We start from the raw sequence: 17,961 nt of genomic DNA, 5'->3' as shown, positions 1-17,961 counted from the left end.
GGCCCTTCGGAGAATAAATCATTACCGGATCTTATCCCCTGGCTGCAAATCATTCAAGCGAAAGTGCTTTCATCTCATGAGGTTGGGCTCATGATTTCTACTAAAAATCCACCAGTCTCTACCTTACAACTTCATTTTAAGCTGGAAGAACAGCTGGTAGCCAAGGATACTGTATCAGCGGTTAATGCCATTGTGTTGGCTCATAAAATGTCCGTTTAACTGCAATGACTTCGACCTCAATCTGGATTGGCAGCTTCGTTGCGCTAACGGGCAGTATAGTTCCAATATGTGCTAAAATTAAATAACAAAATAGTTTAGCTAAGTATCTTTCCTGAGGTGATACAGAACAATGAGCTTTATGAGGTAAAAACAAAAGAGGATATTCTTCACTTTGTAGCTTCCTTAAAGAGTGATTTGGATACTAATAAAAATGAGTGGGAAAACCCGAATTTGGAATCATTTTTAGAGGGGATGAAGGCTTGGCTTGAGGATACAGGGGCTAGTCTTGAACCAGATTGGAGTACTTTCGCAATTATCCTCTCTGCCGGAAGATCCTATGAGTGACTATTATATAGTAGCTCCAATTTTAAACTAATTGGAAACGATAGTTGAACATCGAAAGGGCTGCCATGTAGTAGCTCTTCATTAAGATAACGGGCAGGTTAGTTATACTTGTCATTTACCTTAAGTAATAGTACTTTTATGTGGTAAGTTGAAGTTGCGTGTCATACAGAAGTAAATCTATTTAAAGTTTTTGAAATACACTAGCATTTTTTTGTGACATAAAAATATTTAATGGGGGATTGAAATGAAAATTGTTTTTAGAAATTTCGATAATTCTTATTATGATAAAGTTTGTGAATTTCTGATTGAATTATCAAAGGATGACCGTAAACATATAAATTGGAATTGGGCAAGGTGGGAATGGATGTTTTTTCATCCTGACTTTAATAGTGACTTAATGGATAAGATTGGCTTGTGGTATTGTAATGATGAGTTAGTAGGTATAGCAATCTATGACCATTATTTCGGCGAGGCCTTCGTTGCAACAAAGCAAGGGTTTGTAGAATTAGAAAAAGAAATATTAGAATATGCCATTGCTACTTTTAGTAATGAAGATGGCCTTGGGATTGCGGCGAATGATACGGATACTCATACTCTAGACTTATTACGTAGAAGGAAATTTGTGAAGAATGATCAATCTGAAAATGTACTTGAACTTGAACTTGAGAATGTTAGCCTTGATTACATAACTCCTAAAGGCATAACAGTGAAAAATCTCAATATAAAAAATGATCTATATAAGCATCAGAAATTACTATGGAAGGCATTTGACCATGAAGGACATGTGCCTGTTGATGAAATAACTATTCATAAGCAAAAAAAAATGCTGTCAGCAACGAATTTGAATTCATTTCTACATATTGTTGCAGAAAATGAAGACGGGGAATATATTGCATACTGCGGCTTATGGTATAGTCAGAAAACTGATTATGCTTATGTTGAACCTGTATGTACGATTCCAGAGTACCGGCATAAAGGACTTGGTAAAGCGGTGGTTTTAGAAGCCTTAAAAAGAAGCTGTTCCTTAGGTGCTAAGAAAGCATACGTTATTTCTGATAATTCTTTTTATAAGTCCTTAGGCTTTCATCAGCATTCACATTATACTTTCTATTGGCATAGCATCTAATATTCCAATCTTGAATTTAAGGTTGTTCATACATTTTATTTTTAGTTTAGCTTAAATAGATTTGTGTCACCCGACCATGTTTTATAGCTTGAATATCAGATGGAAAGGTAGTCGGGCGATCAGTTGCCTTTTCTCAACTAACGGGTAACTATAGCTTATTTTTGTACTTGCATATGATGGAGGAAATATTCTGTATATAAGAGGTATCCATTCCCTTCGCCCCCTCTGTCCAAAAAATAGAAAACCCGATCGAGAAGATCGGGTTTTTTGTCTCAACACTATGCATGATAGCTCTTTAATGCTGAGTTGRGAAACAATATCCGTGTAAATTAAACAAACTTCCGACTCGTCTTCTTCCCATCACAGCTGAACACGATCTTTTTATCTTCAACAAATGTCTCCAGGTGCACATTTTTGCCCCAAAGCTGAACGACATGAGGCAGTGTACGCTCCACATACTTCAGATCCAATTCCATACCCTCATACTCGTGGATTAAATAAAGCTCACCCACACGATTAAAATCTCCATCCTTGACCATCAAGCTAGGAAACCCACCGTTCACTTTTGAATAAACAAGCTGATCGCGAATTTTCTCCCACGACTTATCGGTAATTTTCCATTCAGGACCTTTTTTCTCGAAAATGTATAGATCAAGATCATTAACCAGATCCTTCGTCAGGTAGTTGCGGATGAATGAAATATCGGAATCGAGCTCGCGTACCTCGAACATTTTTTCCCTGCCCTTGCCAGGGACGCGTCCGAAGCGTGCTTGTTCTTCCTTCGTTGGGTTATCGAATCGACGCTCGATATCCTCGAATATTTTTAAACCTAAATAATAGGGATTCAAGGTATGCCGGGATGGCTGCACGACAGAGGAGTTTAGCTTAGCGAACTCAATCGTTTCATCGCTAGTCAAATCAAGCTCGCGAATAATTCGCTGATGCCAGTAGGAGGCCCAGCCTTCGTTCATAATCTTGGTCTCGATTTGCGGCCAGAAATAGAGCATCTCATCGCGAAGCATAGATAGAATGTCGCGCTGCCAATCCTCCAGAGTAGGGGAGTACTCCTCAATGAACCATACGAGATCTTTTTCTGGCCGTGGCGGAAAACGTTTGGCGTCAGCGGCCTGTGATTGAGCGGCTGATGCGGCGGCAGCTGTTCGATCCGGGTCTAGATTCCACAAGTCATCATAAGAGGAGGAAGGGATATTCCACTCCGAGCGCTCACTGTCCTTTTGCACCATTTCGATATAACGTTTCTTATCTAATTGATAGGGCTTTATTAGCGTCGGATCGACATGCTCTTGAATGGCGAGTATTGCATCGATAAACTTTTCGACTGCTTCTGTTCCATGATCCATTTCATATTGATGAATGCGATCCGCTGTAGCAGACATGCTCTCAACCATATTGCGATTGGTAACACTAAAGCGAGCATTGTTTTTGAAAAAGTCACAGTGAGCGAGCACATGGGCAACGATGAGTTTATTCTGGATTAAAGAATTTCCTTCAAGTAGAAATGCGTAGCAGGGGTTGGAGTTAATTACAAGCTCGTAAATCTTACTTAAGCCGAAGTCATATTGGAGTTTCATTTTATGGAAAGTTTTATCAAATAACAATAAATATGAAGAAAATGTGATAAGTTTTTGAGACCGATAGAGATGGGTATTGCTAATTCTACCGCAAATGCCTAAACCCAAAACACAATCGCTAACGACCTGTTCCGTTAATGAATGTCAAGTCTAATTCATTCGTAAATTACAACAAAACTAAGCCCATATCTTGCTAAACCTCGAATGTAAAATAAAAAGAAAACCCCTTTGACTAACAAAGGGGGAAAGTATTTATGCTCGATCACGGTCACGATCAGTTGCTCGGCTTCTCATACCTGCTAGTCCAAGAAGACCTAAAAGACCAAGCCAACCCCAATTTGAACCACGATTATAATCAAAAAAAACGACTTCATGAGATCGGAGTTTTCCATGGTGGATATGGAGGCGAGGGGGCGATAACTCTTATTTATCCTGGTTACTTGTAATATCTATTTTTTAGCTGTATTACGAACGTAAGTTCTGATATAATGTACAATAAATTGAAGTCGAAAGGAAGCAGCTATGAACGCTATAGAAGCCATAATTCAGAATTTAAATGAGATTCGACGCAGAAGCATGATTATTTGGGGAAGTATTCCGCATGAGTTTTTGGACTGGAGGCCTGATTCAGAAGCAATGAGCATAAAAGAGATGATTCGCCATGTCCTGGATAGTGAACATTATTACCATCTTGCCTTGTTGAATGAAGGAAGTCTAACCGCTTATGAATCCCCTTATGAGGCTCGTACTTTTACAACGCTCAAAGAGGAACTCATCTTTTCAGAAACCTATCGGAATGAATTTATGAATACAGTAAAATCCTATACACAAGAGGATTTAACAAGAATCCAGATTGATAGAAAAGACGTAGGCTACATTCGATCATTAGGCGACATGCTTTTAAGAATTGCATACCATGAAGCAGTCCATTCAGGCCAACTTTTAGATTATTTAAGAGTAGCCGGATTAAAACGGCCAAAGGTATGGGATTGAAGTTTACATTTTTCTCTTAAATTTATTTGGCGAAGGCAGTATACTAAAATTAGGCATGCTAAAGAACCTTCACAGTAAGTGAAGTGCCTCTCTTATAGTAGACATCGGAAAAACACATATGGAAAACCGATGATGCTGGTCAAGATTCCATATAGTGGACAGAATCGGAGCCAAATTGTTTAGTTTTCTTTGCCGACGCTTATTGTTGTAAAAGTGTATATATTCTTCAATTCAGCTTTGTTCTTCTACTGATCGTATATCATAAGGGTAGAGCGCTACTGTCTTCAAATGCGACTAGAAGCTCTCCCTTGAGGCATTGTCGTAAAAATTGCCCCGCTTGGACATGCTGATTTGGGCGCCAACCTTTGGTAGTATGTCATGGTAACCGTAGGATGTGTACTGGCTCTGATCGCTGTGAAAGATCAGCCCAGTCACGTCATTTTCCTTCTCAAAGACCTTAGAGAACGTCTGTAGAACAAGTTGCTTGTCATTGTGATGACTGGTTTGGTAAGCGATCCTGCTTATTCTTATCTGTGTTCAGTCGCTTCAAGTATGCATAGAATCCACTTCGGGATAAGTCCCGGTTCATTTACACTAGCTATTGCGTCACAAGGACGTATAGCGGGGAGTGTTGTATCCCCCCTGGCCTTCACCTACTGCCCTAATTGAAAGGGTTAAATTTAATGAATCAACATAACGATTACTTGTTGAATTGAATCCTTTTTTAGACCCATATACTCAGGTTCTGAATCTTTCCCGTGTACGGGTTTGATAACATAAACTGACGTAAGTCTTTAAAAGAAGTATGGGGAAGCAGCGGCAGATTAGGACGAATCTATCATCCTAGTAAGCTGCTGCTTTTTTTCGCATTTTAAGTGTTCTATGCCCTTAATTATATCTTATCGAGCACAGTGGCACAGGATTTTTTACTTCAAGGTCCATAATAAAGTCGAAAGTTAAGGAGAATTATGTGGCACATTCTGAAGATTTTGTTAAGTAGCAAAATTATCATAGAAATCAACTTTTTATTCAAGACGTTGATTCCAAGTAAATTTAGTATCTTTTTAGGAGCTACTATAACCAGGTAAAGAATATCATCTATGGTTACTGGGTGRCTGGATGTACTGCTGCGGTTTTGCTGATCCGGACGGTCATTGGTGGTACGCGTTTTATATGGACTTGAGCAAAATGCTGCAAGGCTGAAAACCCAATTCGCCATTTCGTGACGATGTATCTCCAGTTAGCTTACATTGAATTGTCATCTCTTTCATATCCTTCATCCTCAAGCGATTCTAGGAATCGGGCGATCCATCCAGATTCACATTATCATTAATAAAGCAAAATTCAAGGGGACCCTTTTGAGCCCAATTTTTTATCTTTTTCCATACCACTTGGATCAGTGATATACGCGAGATACCCAATTCCTGACATACTCATTTTCGGAACTACAATTGCTCATCCGTTATATGTATCTACTTCTAAGTAATCGTCAATTGAACTTCAATAAAATTCACCGTTTTACTCACACACTCGTAGGCAGAAAAGTTATAGTTTGATTCACACAGTTTAACATAAGGTACAACCATTTGTTCATATGATGAAAAATGAATAAACAATCTGGAATTTCAAACCAATTGATAGCTTGGCGAGTTGTAAAACGATAAATAGGGTTACTGGCCMGACGCTTTCACTATAAAAGCGGGGGAAGGTAACGAGACGGGAATGGGGTAACGGGATGAACGATTCCGCCAAATCGCCATCCGTCGTATTTGACGACGTTTCGTTCCGCTATTTGGATCACGGCAACTGGATAGTAAAGGATTTCAAATTCAGCATTAATCCGGGTGAATGGGTATCCATCGTGGGAGGAAACGGTTCGGGAAAATCGACCTTGGTCAAGTTAATGAATGGCTTATTGAAACCAAGTCTGGGAAAGGTGCTTGTTTTCGGTGAAAATATCGGTCCGGGTAATGTTCAAAAGATCCGTCAGCTGGTTGGAGTTGTTTTCCAAAACCCTGAAGAACAGATGGTCGGCAGTACTGTCGAAGAGGATATCGCGTTTGGTTTGCAAAACTTAAGATTCACGCGAGATGAGATGATTTCAAGAGTAGATCGGATACTGAGATTGCTGCAATTGGTAGAGCTGCGGAACCGGTCCGTTCGGACCTTGTCCGGCGGGCAAAAGCAATTGGTTACGATCGCAGGCATACTCGTCATGCATCCACAAGTTATCATTTTCGATGAAGCTGCATCCATGTTAGATCCGCAAAATGCCGGTAAATTGCATGACGTTATGTCCGACCTTCATCGAATGGGATTCACCATCATCCAGGTAACGCATGATCCGGAAGACATCTTGAGGGCGGATCGCGTCCTGGTACTAAATCATGGACGTCTTACTTTTGATGGAGACGTCCTCACTTTAATGAAGCAATCCTTTATTCTCGAAGAGGCTCAGACACTTCCGCCGTTTCTGGTTCGTTTCAATAAAGCGCTTCGCAGTAAAGGTATGGATCTGCCCGTATACTGTGGATCAGAAAAGGAATTGGCCAAATCCATATGGGAATCAATTTCAGCAAAGTAAGCTATGCGCATGCCAAAAAATCACCTATGGCGCATAAAGCGGTGAACGATATAACCTTTTCTTTACCGGATGGACAATTTGTCGCAGTCATGGGACCTTCCGGGTCAGGCAAATCCACTTTGGGGCAACTGGCTGCTGGTTTAATACATCCGGATACGGGAACCGTAAATGTGGATCATATCCCGACGAACAACAGAAATAGCCGTTCCGATTTCTTGAACAAAGTCACTTACGTATCCCAATACCCGGACCATCAGTTAATTGAAGAAACGGTATTTCGGGATATTCGCTATGGGCTTCGCAGGATGAACTATAATGATCAAGAAATAACGGTAAAAGTGAAAGAAGCGATGGAAAATGTGGGCTTAAGCTTTGAACTATATAAGGATCGCTTCCCTTTTCAGCTTAGCGGCGGAGAAAAGAAACGTGTTGTATTGGCAGGGGCCTTGATCCTAGAGCCAAAGATCCTTATATTAGATGAGCCGACGGTAGGACTGGATCCATTGACCCGTGTGAAGTTTCTAGCTTTGCTGACCTTACTTCAACGAACACGCCTTATGACCATAATCTTCATTACACATAATCTTCAGGATGCTTTAGAACATGCAGACCGTCTGGTCATTTTAAATCACGGACAATTGATCTATGATTTGAAAATAACCGAAATTCGGCGTGCTCTTGAGGACCCCGATATTCCTTTATCTTCAATACCGTTACTACGTTTAAAAGAGGAGCTTGAATCCTTTTTCCGAGGGAAAATCGATCCGGAACTTATTCAAGAAAACAAGCTTCTCACCTTCATAACCGACCGACTCATGTGTACATAGGTGGTGGACAATGAACAGCTTAGGCCCTTTATCCGCCCTCCAATATGTACCCGGCAATTCCTTACTGCACAGGCTTGATCCCCGTTCTAAATACGGGTTTGTTGTTAGTTATTCAATAAATCTTGCATCTTCCCATTCTTTAACAACGAGCTTGATCCATACGTTTATCGCCTTATTGTTGTTTTTGCTTTCCAAGCTTCACCTTCTTACAGTATGGAAAAATATTCAAGGGCTTGTCATCGTCCTGTTGATATTGAATTACTTTCAATTCCGGTTACATGGAATAGAAGCAGCCGCGCTGCTGACGTTGAAGATGCTTTCTTTTTTTCTGTTGATGACGCTGATGTTATCTACTACGCCGCCGGAAAAACAAATGGAGGGGCTGCAAAAGTTATTGTCTCCTTTGCGACGCCTGGGAGTTAAGACAGAATCGTTTGTGTTTATGTTCACCATAGCTGTTATCTATCTTCCGCTTCTCTTGGAGGATCTTATGCGAATCATGCAAGCACAGAATGCCCGCGGACCGCAACCCGGTAGATGGAATTTACTGGCTAGGGGCAAAGATATGCTTTTACTTTTGACCCCCTTACTTTTCATAATCTTCAGACGAGCCGAACGGTTGTCGGAGGCTATGGAGTCCCGCTGTTATTACCCCGGATGCGACCGAACCGCTTTTTATCAATTGAAGTTAGGCAAGCACGATTTTATCGTGCTGCTCCTGGCCCTTCTGCTTGCGTTTGTTCCTCTATACTCCGAATGGCCAAAATAAGGAGGGCCTTTGAATAATGCATGGACCATTTATAAAATATTGGACTCAACCGCTGCCGCAAATAGAGTACGGGTCACCATTAGTCAGTGTTGGCGCAAATCAAACCAAATTAATAGTGACCATAGCCTTTTTAAGTGCCCTAACCGCATTATTCCAATCTGCGGGAGGTTTTTTACCAGGAGTGGGATACTTGATCAGCCCACTTTCTACCGCCCCGATTGTTTTCGCGACCCTCATTTCATTTCGCTCGGGACTTACTGCCTATGCATTGAGCAACTTGTTATTGTTCCTCATTCAACCAAGCGAGTTAATCGTCTTTCCTTTTACAACGGGATTGCTTGGGATGGCACTCGGCATCTTCATTGCTCTCTCCAAAAATCGTATTCAGGTTATCTTTATTTCTGCAAGTGCATTATGGGCTGGAATTACACTTGTGTTATATGCCTTCCGCTTTCCTTTGCTAGGACCGTCGGTCGCCACGAGCTTTCGAATTGACATAACCGTATATGTATTTCTTTTTAGTCTGCTTTATAGCGGAATGTGGACGGAAATCAGCCTCCGGTTAATAGCGAAACTAAGAAAATCCGTGTAAGGGATAAAAGGAAACAACTAGAAGGGGAGTAGAGTGATTTGGCTAAAGTAAAGGTTAGTTTACGGCCCATTGTTAGTAGGCTAAATATGCCCACCGTTTTGAAAACAACTATACTCCCAGGTGACTCTATTGAAAGATTATTTATTGCAACCCAGGTAGGAGAGATCTTTTGCGTAGGAAACGGAGATATAAGGACTTTTTTAGATATTCGCTCGCGAATCATAAAGCTAGGTGGATCTAGTGGTGGATATGATGAGCGGGGATTACTAGGGCTAGCATTTCATCCCGAATTTTATTATAACGGTCTGTTTTATCTTCATTATTCAGTAGCTGGAACGCAAGGTCCAGGTGCTCTTCCAGGTGCTCCTGAATCTTTTAAGCCTACCCCGTGTGATCCCAGTACCTTAAACTTAAAGTGGATAAATAGAGAAGCGCAATATGATCATATTGATACAGTAGAAGAATGGATTTTACAGTCGAATGGTCAATCCCAAAAACGACGGACATTACTTAACTTAAGAAGACCATTTTTAAATCATAATGGTGTCAATAGCTTGAATTTTTCACCTGAAACAGGAAAGCTTGTTTTTACAACAGGGGATGGCGGATCAGGATATGACCCATTTAATTTAAGTCAGGACATAATGGAAATTTTCGGAAAAATAATTGAAATTGATATAGTCAAGAATACATTTATCTATAATTCGCCAGTAGTCACACGTTTTAATGAACTTCCCGTATCAATTCAGGAAACGCTTACGGTAATTGCCAAAGGGGTTCGCAATATACCAGGCATTTCATTTCAAAAACATTATAGTCAGTATATCAAATATGTAGGAAATGTCGGACAGGATTTGGTGGAGTCAATATTTTCATTCGTTCATTACAAACCAATACCGGTTACTCARCTTACTCATTCTTTTTTAATGAATTCAGAACCTGACCAAGAAGGTTTGATTAACTTTGGCTGGCGAGGGTGGGAAGGTGCTTTTCCTACTTCGTTTATAAAGGGCTGCCCTGAAAATCAGACTTTGGAAGAGAAAACAATTGCTTATTACAATGAAACGGTAGAAACTTCAGCGAGGCGTCTTCAACCTTTAATCAGTTATTTTCATAAAGATACTAGACCCGATAAGTTTGGAGGAACTGCTCTTACTGGAGTCCAGCCATATATGGGAAATGAAATCCCCGAGTTAATGGGAAGCGTCCTGTTTACCGATCTAGCAAGGAAAGAACAATCTGGGCCTCCGATTAGAGGGGTTTTAGCTTTTACAAGGGTAAGAACAGATTGTAAGCAAAATGATTTTAGTGTTATTGAAACCGATTATAATTTTGGATCTCAATCTGCTTATTATGTTAGTTTGGGAACGAATCTGAATCAAACCAAACTATATTTAGGAGTATTTGGATCTATGAAAGTGGCTGATTTTAATCAAGGTACTGTTTTTGAAATTGTTCCATATGGCTAATGGGTGCGTAGATTCAAGAAAGATTAACGAAATTTACAGTTTTCTGATCAGGTTCCGTATTACCAACTTCATAATTTAAAGGTGACTTGCCATTTCTTTTTGTGATTTCTCAAAACCTATTCAGCAGCTATGAACGCTATAGAAGCCATAATTCAGAATTTAAATGAGATTCGACGCAGAAGCATGATTATTTGGGGAAGCATTCCGCATGAGTTTTTGAACTGGAGACCGGATTCATAAGCAATGAACATAAAAGAGATGATCCGCCATGTCCTGGATAGTGAACATTATTACCATCTTGCTTTGTTGAATGAAGAATGTCTAACCGCTTATGAATCCCCTTATGAAGCTCGTACTTTTACAACGCTCAAAGAGGAACTCAACTTTTCAGAACCCTATCGGAATGAATTTATGAATACAGTAAAATCCTATACACAAGAGGATCTAACAAGAATATAGATTGATAGAAAAGACGTAGGCTACATTCGATCATAAGGCGACATGCTTTTGAGAATTGCATCAAAGCTCTCTTCCTTCACTAATAATACGAAAATCCAGTTTAGGAACTTGTTCACATACGCAATTAATCCTCTATGCAAATGAAAAATGGATCAACCAGAAAGAACTGGTTGATCTCATAATACGAACGGTTAGGATAAGACGTTGGAGACAAGTTCACTCTTTCCCTCATGATGACATTAGGCTATTTTGGGTGTCAAGGGGATTATCAAAACTATACAAATGATTTCAAGATATTATGTTCTGGCCAGTGATTTACTCCATAATTTTTTATTCCGAATGACATCACATTTTGTGAATTGAGAAGCTAATTACTTTTGTACAACACAATAATAGGATGCTCCTAAAAAGACCCACTGACAAGTGTAGCATAGTGTGAAAAAACCATTAATTGTAATAATCATCTTAAGGCATTAGGTTGGTCCTATGTTATAATCTGCGATATTTGCCTCTTTTTGTAGAGTGTAGTCGCAAAAACTGTTATTAAGCTTAATGATTACTTATCCAATGAAAGCAACCGCCTGTTGCTCTGCGTAAAGAAGGCGTTCCCTGACATGGACGACCTCACCGATAATAATTAGAGCTGGGTTAATCAATTTCATAGATAAAGCGATTGTATGAATATCCGCGAGTGTTCCAATAATTGTACGCTGGTTAGCGAGCGTGCCTCGTTCGATAATTGCCACCGGGGTTTTAGCTGATTTTCCATGTTTCAGCAATTCTTCTCTAATGAATGGCAACTGGCTTACGCCCATATAAATGGCAAGTGTATCGACGCTATGAGCAAGTAAATCCCAGCGGATTGGTGATTTGTCGCCGTGGCATCGACTGCCGGTCACACAAGCGAAGGAAGCTGCATAATCGCGATGGGTGACCGGTATACCAGCAGCAGCGGCAGCGCCGATAGCAGATGTAATTCCTGGAATGATCTCGTAATGAATTCCCCTTACTGCAAGCTCCAACGCTTCTTCACCGCCTCGTCCGAAAACAAACGGATCTCCGCCTTTTAGGCGGACGACCCTTTTACCTTCCAATGCGTATTCGATTAGTTTCTCGTTAATGAGATGCTGTGGCATCGCATGAATGCCAGGCGATTTGCCGCAAAAGATTAGTTCTGCATCAGGATGTGCGTATTCAAGTAATTTTTCATTTACAAGCCGATCGTACAATATAATATCGGCTATCTGTATACGGCGCGTTGCTTTGACAGTAATAAGCTCGGGATCACCAGGGCCTGCTCCGACAATATAGACGATTCCATTTGTAGTTTTCTTCATTGGATGCTTCTTTCCGAAGCGGCCGCAACCTCTATTTCTGATGATTCCGTATGACGCTTCGTTACTGCAGCAGAGCTTTTTTTTCGATGAGAAAGATATAGAAGAATACCAGTAAACACAGCACCGCCTATAAAGTTGCCGACCAATACCGGAATTTGATTCCAAAGCCACCAGTCTGCCATCGATACGTCAGCACCAAGCATCATGCCTGCTGGGATCACAAACATATTGACGACCGCATGCTCGAAGCCTTGTGCAAAAAAGGTTAATATAGGCAGCCACATTGCAAGTATTTTTCCTCCAGTAGATTTAGATGTCATCGCCATGACTACGCCAAGTGTCACCATCCAATTGCATAGCACAGCCTTAATGGTTACAAGAATGATACCGTCAAAGCCCATCTTCTGGTAGCCAAGAGTTTTTGTCTCGCTAAGCTGAATAAGCATTTGTGCTAACGGGTTGCTGATATCAGTGTCCATCTTCGTTATAGTCATCCCATAGAGGATAGCGTATAATCCACAACCGATTAAATGGCCTAAGATAACCCAACCATAATTAGCTATCATGCGGGAGATCGTTGTTTTACGTTCAAGGATCGATAATGGAATGAGTGCAAACGTGCCAGTTACGAGCTCAAGACCTAATAAAACGATAATGACAAAGCCGACTGGGAAAATAATTGCACCAGTGAGTCCGACAGTGGTCTGGGTAACAGCCGTGAAGGCAAGTGTTGTTGCAAAGGAAAGAATCGCTCCCGCGAGAAAACCGCGAACGACCATTTGTAAGGCGCTTAGGTTTGCCTTTGTTGTTCCGGCATCAATCATAGCATCCAGTACTTCGGTAGGCTTTACATACGACATACACCACTCCACCTTATATCTTTATATAAATAGAGCCGCTTATGTGGTCGATTTCTGTTTCAAAGGTTCTAATGCAACCGTTATCCGGCTCTAGCACACTGCCGCTCCTTAGATCAATCTTCCAATCATGAAGCGGACAATGGATGGTTGAACCACATACCATACCCTCAGATAGCAAACCGCCTTTATGAGGGCAGCTGTTTTCTACGGCGAGTACACTTCCGTCTGATAGGCGGAAYATCGCAATATCGATATCTTTTATTTTAATTCTGCGTGAGCCTTTCATATCAATATCAGAAAGGTTAGCTGCCAATAGCTTCGTTGTCATAGGTATACCCCTCCTATATTTGTACCGGCTGTGCGCCAGGCAACTGCTCGAAATTTTTACGTAAGTCTTCATTCTCGACGATTTGTTTCCAAGGGTCAGTCGTTAAGCTGAGAGTTTTCTCTATGCGGCCCACAAGGGCGAGTCGATCTTCACGGTTCTCGAGCGCTTTCTTAATCGGAGTAAGGCCTATACGTTCCACCCATTGTGCGGTACGCTCATTCCATGTCGCGTTTTCACGGTAATATTGTAAAAATGCAGATGACCATTCCATAACCTCATCCTCGGTTTTTACAATGCAGAGAAGGTCAGTAGCTCTTACCTTTACGCCGCCGTTACCAGCGATATGAATTTCCCAGCCTCCTTCGATTGCCACAATACCGACGTCCTTGATTGTAGCCTCTGCACAGTTGCGGGGACAGCCGGATACCGCAAGCTTCACTTTGGCAGGCGCCGTCAAACGCTCAAACGCTTTCTCCAACTGTATGCCCATACTCATAGCATCTTGTGTGCCAAATCGGCAAAAGGTTGATCCGACGCAGGTCTTCACGGTACGCAGCGTCTTGCCGTAAGCGTGACCGGATGGCATATCTAGCTCTTCCCATATTTTCGGGAGATCCTCTTTTTTGACACCAAGTAGATCGAGCCTTTGTCCACCGGTGAATTTAACTAATGGAACTTCAAACTTCTCAGCGACCTCGGCAATTTTCTTAAGGTCAGCTGGTGATGTTACACCGCCGTAAATACGCGGTACGACCGAATATGTGCCATCCTTCTGAATGTTCGCATGGTAGCGTTCATTTGTGAATCGTGATTCCTTCTCATCAACATATTCTTCGGGATATAACATGCCTAGGTAATAGTTTAGTGCTGGACGGCACTTCGTGCAGCCTTCCGGATTATGCCATTCAAGCACATTCATAACTTCCTTGGTACTCATCAGACGCATCCGAGTTATTTCTGAAACAATTTCGTCACGGCTCAGCGTTGTACAGCCACATATACCCTCTTTTACCGGTTCGCCAATTGCATCGCCACCGTATAGGCTAAGGAGTCCTTCAACTAAAGGCTTACAACCGCCGCAAGAAGCGGAAGCTTTCGTACAGGCTTTAATGGCGCCTATGGTATTGCAGCCTTTTGTTGTAATTGCTTCGGCTATCGTCCCTTTTGCAACACCGTTACAGCCACAGATGATTTCATCATCTGCCATGGCTTCAAGCCTGTTATTACCCGAGGACTGACCTAGCAGGTCAGACGATATACCGAGCAACAGCTCCTTCTCGCGTCCTGCGACAGATTCTCTCTTCTTAATAGAAGCAAACAATTCCGCGCCATCCGATATGTCACCGAAGAGTACTGTTCCGATCAGCATTCCGTCTTGAATGATAATTTTCTTATACGTACCTGCCAAATCGTCTTGAATTTTTAGCGCGCGTGTACCAGGAGCATCACTGAAACGTCCTGCTGAGAACACATCAACGCCTGATACCTTGAGCTTGGTGGATGTGACTGATCCCGAATAGCCTGTCGTTTCGATGTTTGCCAAATGCTTGGCTATTACAGCCCCTTGCTCGTAAAGCGGAGCTACCAAGCCATAGGTAATGCCGCGATGCTCTGCGCATTCCCCAACAGCGTAAATACCAGGAATATTGGTTTGCATAAAATCATTGACTATGATGCCGCGATTAACATCAATCCCGCTGGCTCTAGCCAGCTCGATGTTTGGCCTGATGCCTACTGCCATAACCACCAAATCTCCATCAACCTCTGTGCCATCGGTAAAGGTTAGCCCGGAAGCACGTCGTTTACCCTTAATTGAAGCAGTATTTTTCTGCAAAAGAAACTTCATGCCTTGTGCTTCTAGCTCACGTTGCAGCATTTTAGATGCTGCTTCATCCAATTGTCGTTCCATTAAGTAGGGATGAATATGAACGACGTTTACTTCCATTCCTAAATGAAGAAGTCCTCGAGCGGCTTCAAGCCCAAGCAATCCGCCGCCGATCACGACTGCTTTCCTATAATTTTTGGATGCATCGATCATCATTTCACAATCATTAATGTCGCGGAATGCGATAACACCTTCCTTGTCAGCACCAGGTAGCGGTAGCATAAACGGATTGGAGCCAGTTGCGATAATGAGCTCATCGTAATCCACTTCTATGCCTAAATGAGAGGTAATCTTTTTGCGCTCTGAATCAATGTTTGTAACCTTGTGCCCCGTATGCAGCGTAATGTTATTTTCTTTGTACCATTCCCAGCCATTAATAATGATTTCCTTCATATCTGCTCCTCCTGCTAGGACCGAGGATAACATGATGCGGTTGTAGTTGGGATGAGGCTCGGAACCGAAAATCGTAATGTCGTAATTCTCTGGGRAAAGCTTGAGAAGATGCTCAATTGTTCTAACCCCCGCCATGCCGTTGCCGATAAGTACTAATTTTTTTTTGGAAGAAACCATAGTCTTCCTCTCCTCTCAGTCGCTGTATGAGTGAAAATAACAAAAGCCTGCCTCATATTCATGGAAGAACATGCGTCTCCCTAGAATACGAAAGCAGGCTTCTTTGCCGCTTCAGACGAATACACCATTGTATTCGAGAATGTTTGGTTACTGATAGCGTAAATATACAATGACACAGCATTATATGTCAATATATATAACATACACTTCTTAAATTTCTGGTTATCGACAAAAAAGAGGTTTTCGTGTTATATATAGTAACAATGATATTGATTTGTGTTGATACCTTTAAGTCGAATAGGAGGGAGCGCTTCTATATGCGTTCTTTGTTAGTAGTAGAACGTCCACTAGCAGCGGGAGTAGAAGCAGTTTCTCGAAAGGAACAAATTCCCAAAGATCAGACGCCGAAATATAGGCTTACAGACTACGGTTACCATGTCATAAGCACAAATGACGCAAAAAAGGCAATTCAACAATTAAGCAGCGCAGAAGCAATTATTTTGCACTTGCCATTAAATGAGACCAAAGCTTGGAGTGAGGTTCTTCTAAAGCAGAGGGCATTACCCTTACTCTGGTGGTGCAGCACCCCAATAGCTTCTTTATCTACAGCCTTCTGCGAAGATGATGTATCGATTGATGGTCTCCTGACAGCTACGATGAGCGAGCAAGAGCTGCACTGGGCGCTTCATTTCGCTTCTAAACAATGCTTCGAGAGACAGCAATGGCAGAACGAACGTAAACAGCTGGAGAGTAGGCTCGAAGAACGTAAATGGATTGATATGGCAAAGGGGATTTTATGCAAAATCAAAAACATTTCCGAGGCGGAAGCGTACGACGTACTGCGCAAGCAAGCGATGAATGAACGGAAGCGAATGGTCGATGTGGCAACGTCTATTGTTAAGGTTTATCAAATACTACAGGATTCAAAATAAGGGGGGCATGYGATGATTGCAAATCTATTAAAGGAAGTTGCCAGAGGAAAACGGGGTGCCAGAGATCTCAATTATGAGGAAGCGCTCGAAGCCGCAAATTCCATTTTGGAGTTGAAAGCAACCCCGGCGCAAATCGGAGCCTTTTTTATAGCTGAACGAATGAAGATGGAAAGCGTCGAGGAGCTAGAGGCATTCGTGACAGTCTGTCGCAAGCATGCATACCGAAGCCCATTACAACAAGGACTAGATTGTGCAGGGCCTTATGACGGGCGGAAGAAATCGTTCTTTACTACGTTTGCAACAGCATTTCTGCTTGCGGCGGCTGGGCTTCCAGTCACTCTACATGGAACAGCGCCGTTACCTCCGAAATGGGGGATTACGCTGCATGAAATAATCCTTGAATTAGGGATAAATACAGAGTGTATTCCACGTGAGCAGATTTTAAAAGCAGCAAAGGATACGGGTGTTCTTTATGTACCTGCTGAGCAATGGTGCCCACCACTAAAGCAATTGCGTTCGATTCGATTAGAGCTTGGCATGCGAACTGTGCTCAATACTGCTGAGAAGCTAATCGATTATACCCATTCGCCTTATTTGGTATTCGGCGTTTATCATAATACAGTGTTAGCAAGAATGACCCAATTGGCCACGAATTTACGATATAGAAAAGCACTCATCGTTCAAGGAGTGGAAGGATCTGAAGATCTGTTCATCGAACGTCCGACTCGTACATTTACCGTAGAAGATGGTGAATCTCGGCTTCAAATTATCGATCCCGGCACGTATGGCTTAGAGACTCCTATCCCTGATACAGATTGGACTCCAGCCGAGCAAATTCATATGACGGAAGCCGTCCTGCAAGGGGAAGGACATATTGCCTTCGTCAATCAGGTGCTTTTAAATGGAGCGGTACGACTGCAGTTCGTAGGCAAGGTAGACTCTATTGAGGAAGGTATTTATACATGTCAACATTTGCTTGACTCATGCGCTCCATGGGAGCTTTATCGCAAATGGCAAGGCGCGATGCTCGGTGGCGCTATTAACATTTTATGAGGATCAGGCAGATTTAGAGAA

18 protein-coding genes and 1 pseudogene are annotated in these 17,961 nt (G+C 42.0%); 11 read left to right on the top strand and 8 right to left on the bottom strand.

Annotated features, from left to right (window positions below):
- From AB4Z50_RS34385 to AB4Z50_RS34375, 3 genes and pseudogenes are all read left to right on the top strand, one after another.
- Positions 1-219 (top strand): annotated as a pseudogene (locus AB4Z50_RS34385) (hypothetical protein); the annotation flags it as partial.
- A 117-nt stretch (positions 220-336) separates the two neighbouring features.
- Positions 337-564 (top strand): DUF7660 family protein, encoded by a 228-nt coding sequence (locus AB4Z50_RS34380; protein WP_441886713.1) that lies wholly within the window; start codon positions 337-339, stop codon positions 562-564.
- A gap of 244 nt (positions 565-808) precedes the next feature.
- The gene (locus AB4Z50_RS34375; protein ID WP_441886710.1) at positions 809-1,690 is read left to right on the top strand and encodes a GNAT family N-acetyltransferase; all 882 of its coding nucleotides are present in this window, start codon (positions 809-811) and stop codon (positions 1,688-1,690) included.
- A 329-nt stretch (positions 1,691-2,019) separates the two neighbouring features.
- Here AB4Z50_RS34375 and AB4Z50_RS34370 read toward each other — a convergent pair whose 3' ends face one another.
- Both AB4Z50_RS34370 and AB4Z50_RS34365 read right to left on the bottom strand, forming a co-directional pair.
- On the bottom strand, positions 2,020-3,390 hold the full coding sequence (locus AB4Z50_RS34370) for a SpoVR family protein (RefSeq protein ID WP_441886707.1): 1,371 nt from the start codon (positions 3,388-3,390) through the stop codon (positions 2,020-2,022).
- 144 nt (positions 3,391-3,534) lie between these two features.
- Complete coding sequence (locus tag AB4Z50_RS34365; RefSeq protein WP_441886728.1) at positions 3,535-3,681, bottom strand: WGxxGxxG family protein; 147 nt, start codon at positions 3,679-3,681, stop codon at positions 3,535-3,537.
- A 123-nt stretch (positions 3,682-3,804) separates the two neighbouring features.
- Here AB4Z50_RS34365 and AB4Z50_RS34360 point away from each other — a divergent pair, with 123 nt between their 5' ends.
- Positions 3,805-4,275 carry a DinB family protein gene (locus AB4Z50_RS34360; RefSeq protein ID WP_339204137.1) on the top strand — a complete coding sequence of 157 codons (471 nt, stop codon included), beginning with the start codon at positions 3,805-3,807 and terminating at the stop codon, positions 4,273-4,275.
- Positions 4,276-4,344: 69 nt separating this feature from the next.
- Here the strand turns inward: AB4Z50_RS34360 and AB4Z50_RS34355 are convergent, their stop codons facing one another.
- Positions 4,345-4,506 carry an IS3 family transposase gene (locus AB4Z50_RS34355; protein ID WP_441886725.1) on the bottom strand — a complete coding sequence of 54 codons (162 nt, stop codon included), beginning with the start codon at positions 4,504-4,506 and terminating at the stop codon, positions 4,345-4,347.
- Positions 4,507-4,569: 63 nt separating this feature from the next.
- Positions 4,570-4,791: a DDE-type integrase/transposase/recombinase gene (locus AB4Z50_RS34350; RefSeq protein WP_441886722.1), complete on the bottom strand. Its 222-nt coding sequence runs from the start codon at positions 4,789-4,791 to the stop codon at positions 4,570-4,572.
- Positions 4,792-6,010: 1,219 nt separating this feature from the next.
- On the opposite strand from AB4Z50_RS34350, the gene AB4Z50_RS34345 reads away from it, so the two are divergent.
- The 5 genes from AB4Z50_RS34345 to AB4Z50_RS34325 are packed head-to-tail and all read left to right on the top strand — an operon-like array spanning position 6,011 to position 10,516.
- Entirely contained in the window at positions 6,011-6,859 is an 849-nt protein-coding gene (locus AB4Z50_RS34345; RefSeq protein ID WP_441886704.1) for an ATP-binding cassette domain-containing protein, read from the top strand.
- On the top strand, positions 6,835-7,686 hold the full coding sequence (locus AB4Z50_RS34340) for an ATP-binding cassette domain-containing protein (protein ID WP_441886701.1): 852 nt from the start codon (positions 6,835-6,837) through the stop codon (positions 7,684-7,686). The genes AB4Z50_RS34345 and AB4Z50_RS34340 overlap by 25 nt, the downstream gene beginning before the upstream one ends.
- A 10-nt stretch (positions 7,687-7,696) precedes the next feature.
- Positions 7,697-8,455, top strand: a complete 759-nt coding sequence (locus tag AB4Z50_RS34335; protein ID WP_441886698.1) for an energy-coupling factor transporter transmembrane component T family protein — start codon at positions 7,697-7,699, stop codon at positions 8,453-8,455.
- Positions 8,456-8,471: 16 nt separating this feature from the next.
- Positions 8,472-9,047, top strand: a complete 576-nt coding sequence (locus AB4Z50_RS34330; protein WP_441886695.1) for a hypothetical protein — start codon at positions 8,472-8,474, stop codon at positions 9,045-9,047.
- A 38-nt stretch (positions 9,048-9,085) separates the two neighbouring features.
- A complete protein-coding gene (locus AB4Z50_RS34325) occupies positions 9,086-10,516 on the top strand; it encodes a PQQ-dependent sugar dehydrogenase (protein ID WP_441886692.1) in 1,431 nt (476 codons plus the stop codon).
- A 1,019-nt stretch (positions 10,517-11,535) separates the two neighbouring features.
- Here the strand turns inward: AB4Z50_RS34325 and cobA are convergent.
- The 4 genes from cobA to nirB are packed head-to-tail and all read right to left on the bottom strand — an operon-like array spanning position 11,536 to position 15,955.
- Entirely contained in the window at positions 11,536-12,312 is a 777-nt protein-coding gene (cobA, locus tag AB4Z50_RS34320; protein WP_441886689.1) for a uroporphyrinogen-III C-methyltransferase, read from the bottom strand.
- Complete coding sequence (locus tag AB4Z50_RS34315) at positions 12,309-13,172, bottom strand: formate/nitrite transporter family protein (protein ID WP_441886686.1); 864 nt, start codon at positions 13,170-13,172, stop codon at positions 12,309-12,311. The genes cobA and AB4Z50_RS34315 overlap by 4 nt, the downstream gene beginning before the upstream one ends.
- A gap of 13 nt (positions 13,173-13,185) precedes the next feature.
- On the bottom strand, positions 13,186-13,500 hold the full coding sequence (nirD, locus tag AB4Z50_RS34310) for a nitrite reductase small subunit NirD (RefSeq protein WP_441886683.1): 315 nt from the start codon (positions 13,498-13,500) through the stop codon (positions 13,186-13,188).
- 13 nt (positions 13,501-13,513) lie between these two features.
- Entirely contained in the window at positions 13,514-15,955 is a 2,442-nt protein-coding gene (gene nirB / locus AB4Z50_RS34305) for a nitrite reductase large subunit NirB (RefSeq protein ID WP_441886680.1), read from the bottom strand.
- A 317-nt stretch (positions 15,956-16,272) separates the two neighbouring features.
- Here nirB and AB4Z50_RS34300 point away from each other — a divergent pair, with 317 nt between their 5' ends.
- Positions 16,273-16,887, top strand: coding sequence for an ANTAR domain-containing response regulator (locus AB4Z50_RS34300; protein ID WP_441886677.1), 615 nt, complete (start codon positions 16,273-16,275; stop codon positions 16,885-16,887).
- A gap of 12 nt (positions 16,888-16,899) precedes the next feature.
- Entirely contained in the window at positions 16,900-17,940 is a 1,041-nt protein-coding gene (locus tag AB4Z50_RS34295; protein WP_441886674.1) for an anthranilate phosphoribosyltransferase, read from the top strand.
- The last annotated feature ends 21 nt before the right edge of the window (positions 17,941-17,961 follow it).

Source organism: Paenibacillus sp. 2TAB26 (assembly GCF_052115145.1).
Lineage (GTDB): Bacteria > Bacillota > Bacilli > Paenibacillales > Paenibacillaceae > Pristimantibacillus.
Note: the sequence above shows the minus strand (reverse complement) of the source record. Positions and strands in the feature narration are given on the sequence as shown.

Bases quoted from the DNA above. Each gene is read 5' to 3' on its own strand.
- AB4Z50_RS34315 (WP_441886686.1), bottom strand. From the start codon at position 13,172: ATGTCGTATGTAAAGCCTACCGAAGTACTGGATGCTATGATTGATGCC.
- AB4Z50_RS34335 (WP_441886698.1), top strand. From the start codon at position 7,697: ATGAACAGCTTAGGCCCTTTATCCGCCCTCCAATATGTACCCGGCAAT.
- cobA (WP_441886689.1), bottom strand. From the start codon at position 12,312: ATGAAGAAAACTACAAATGGAATCGTCTATATTGTCGGAGCAGGCCCT.
- AB4Z50_RS34295 (WP_441886674.1), top strand. From the start codon at position 16,900: ATGATTGCAAATCTATTAAAGGAAGTTGCCAGAGGAAAACGGGGTGCC.
- AB4Z50_RS34375 (WP_441886710.1), top strand. From the start codon at position 809: ATGAAAATTGTTTTTAGAAATTTCGATAATTCTTATTATGATAAAGTT.
- AB4Z50_RS34330 (WP_441886695.1), top strand. From the start codon at position 8,472: ATGCATGGACCATTTATAAAATATTGGACTCAACCGCTGCCGCAAATA.
- AB4Z50_RS34360 (WP_339204137.1), top strand. From the start codon at position 3,805: ATGAACGCTATAGAAGCCATAATTCAGAATTTAAATGAGATTCGACGC.
- AB4Z50_RS34340 (WP_441886701.1), top strand. From the start codon at position 6,835: ATGGGAATCAATTTCAGCAAAGTAAGCTATGCGCATGCCAAAAAATCA.
- AB4Z50_RS34300 (WP_441886677.1), top strand. From the start codon at position 16,273: ATGCGTTCTTTGTTAGTAGTAGAACGTCCACTAGCAGCGGGAGTAGAA.
- AB4Z50_RS34345 (WP_441886704.1), top strand. From the start codon at position 6,011: ATGAACGATTCCGCCAAATCGCCATCCGTCGTATTTGACGACGTTTCG.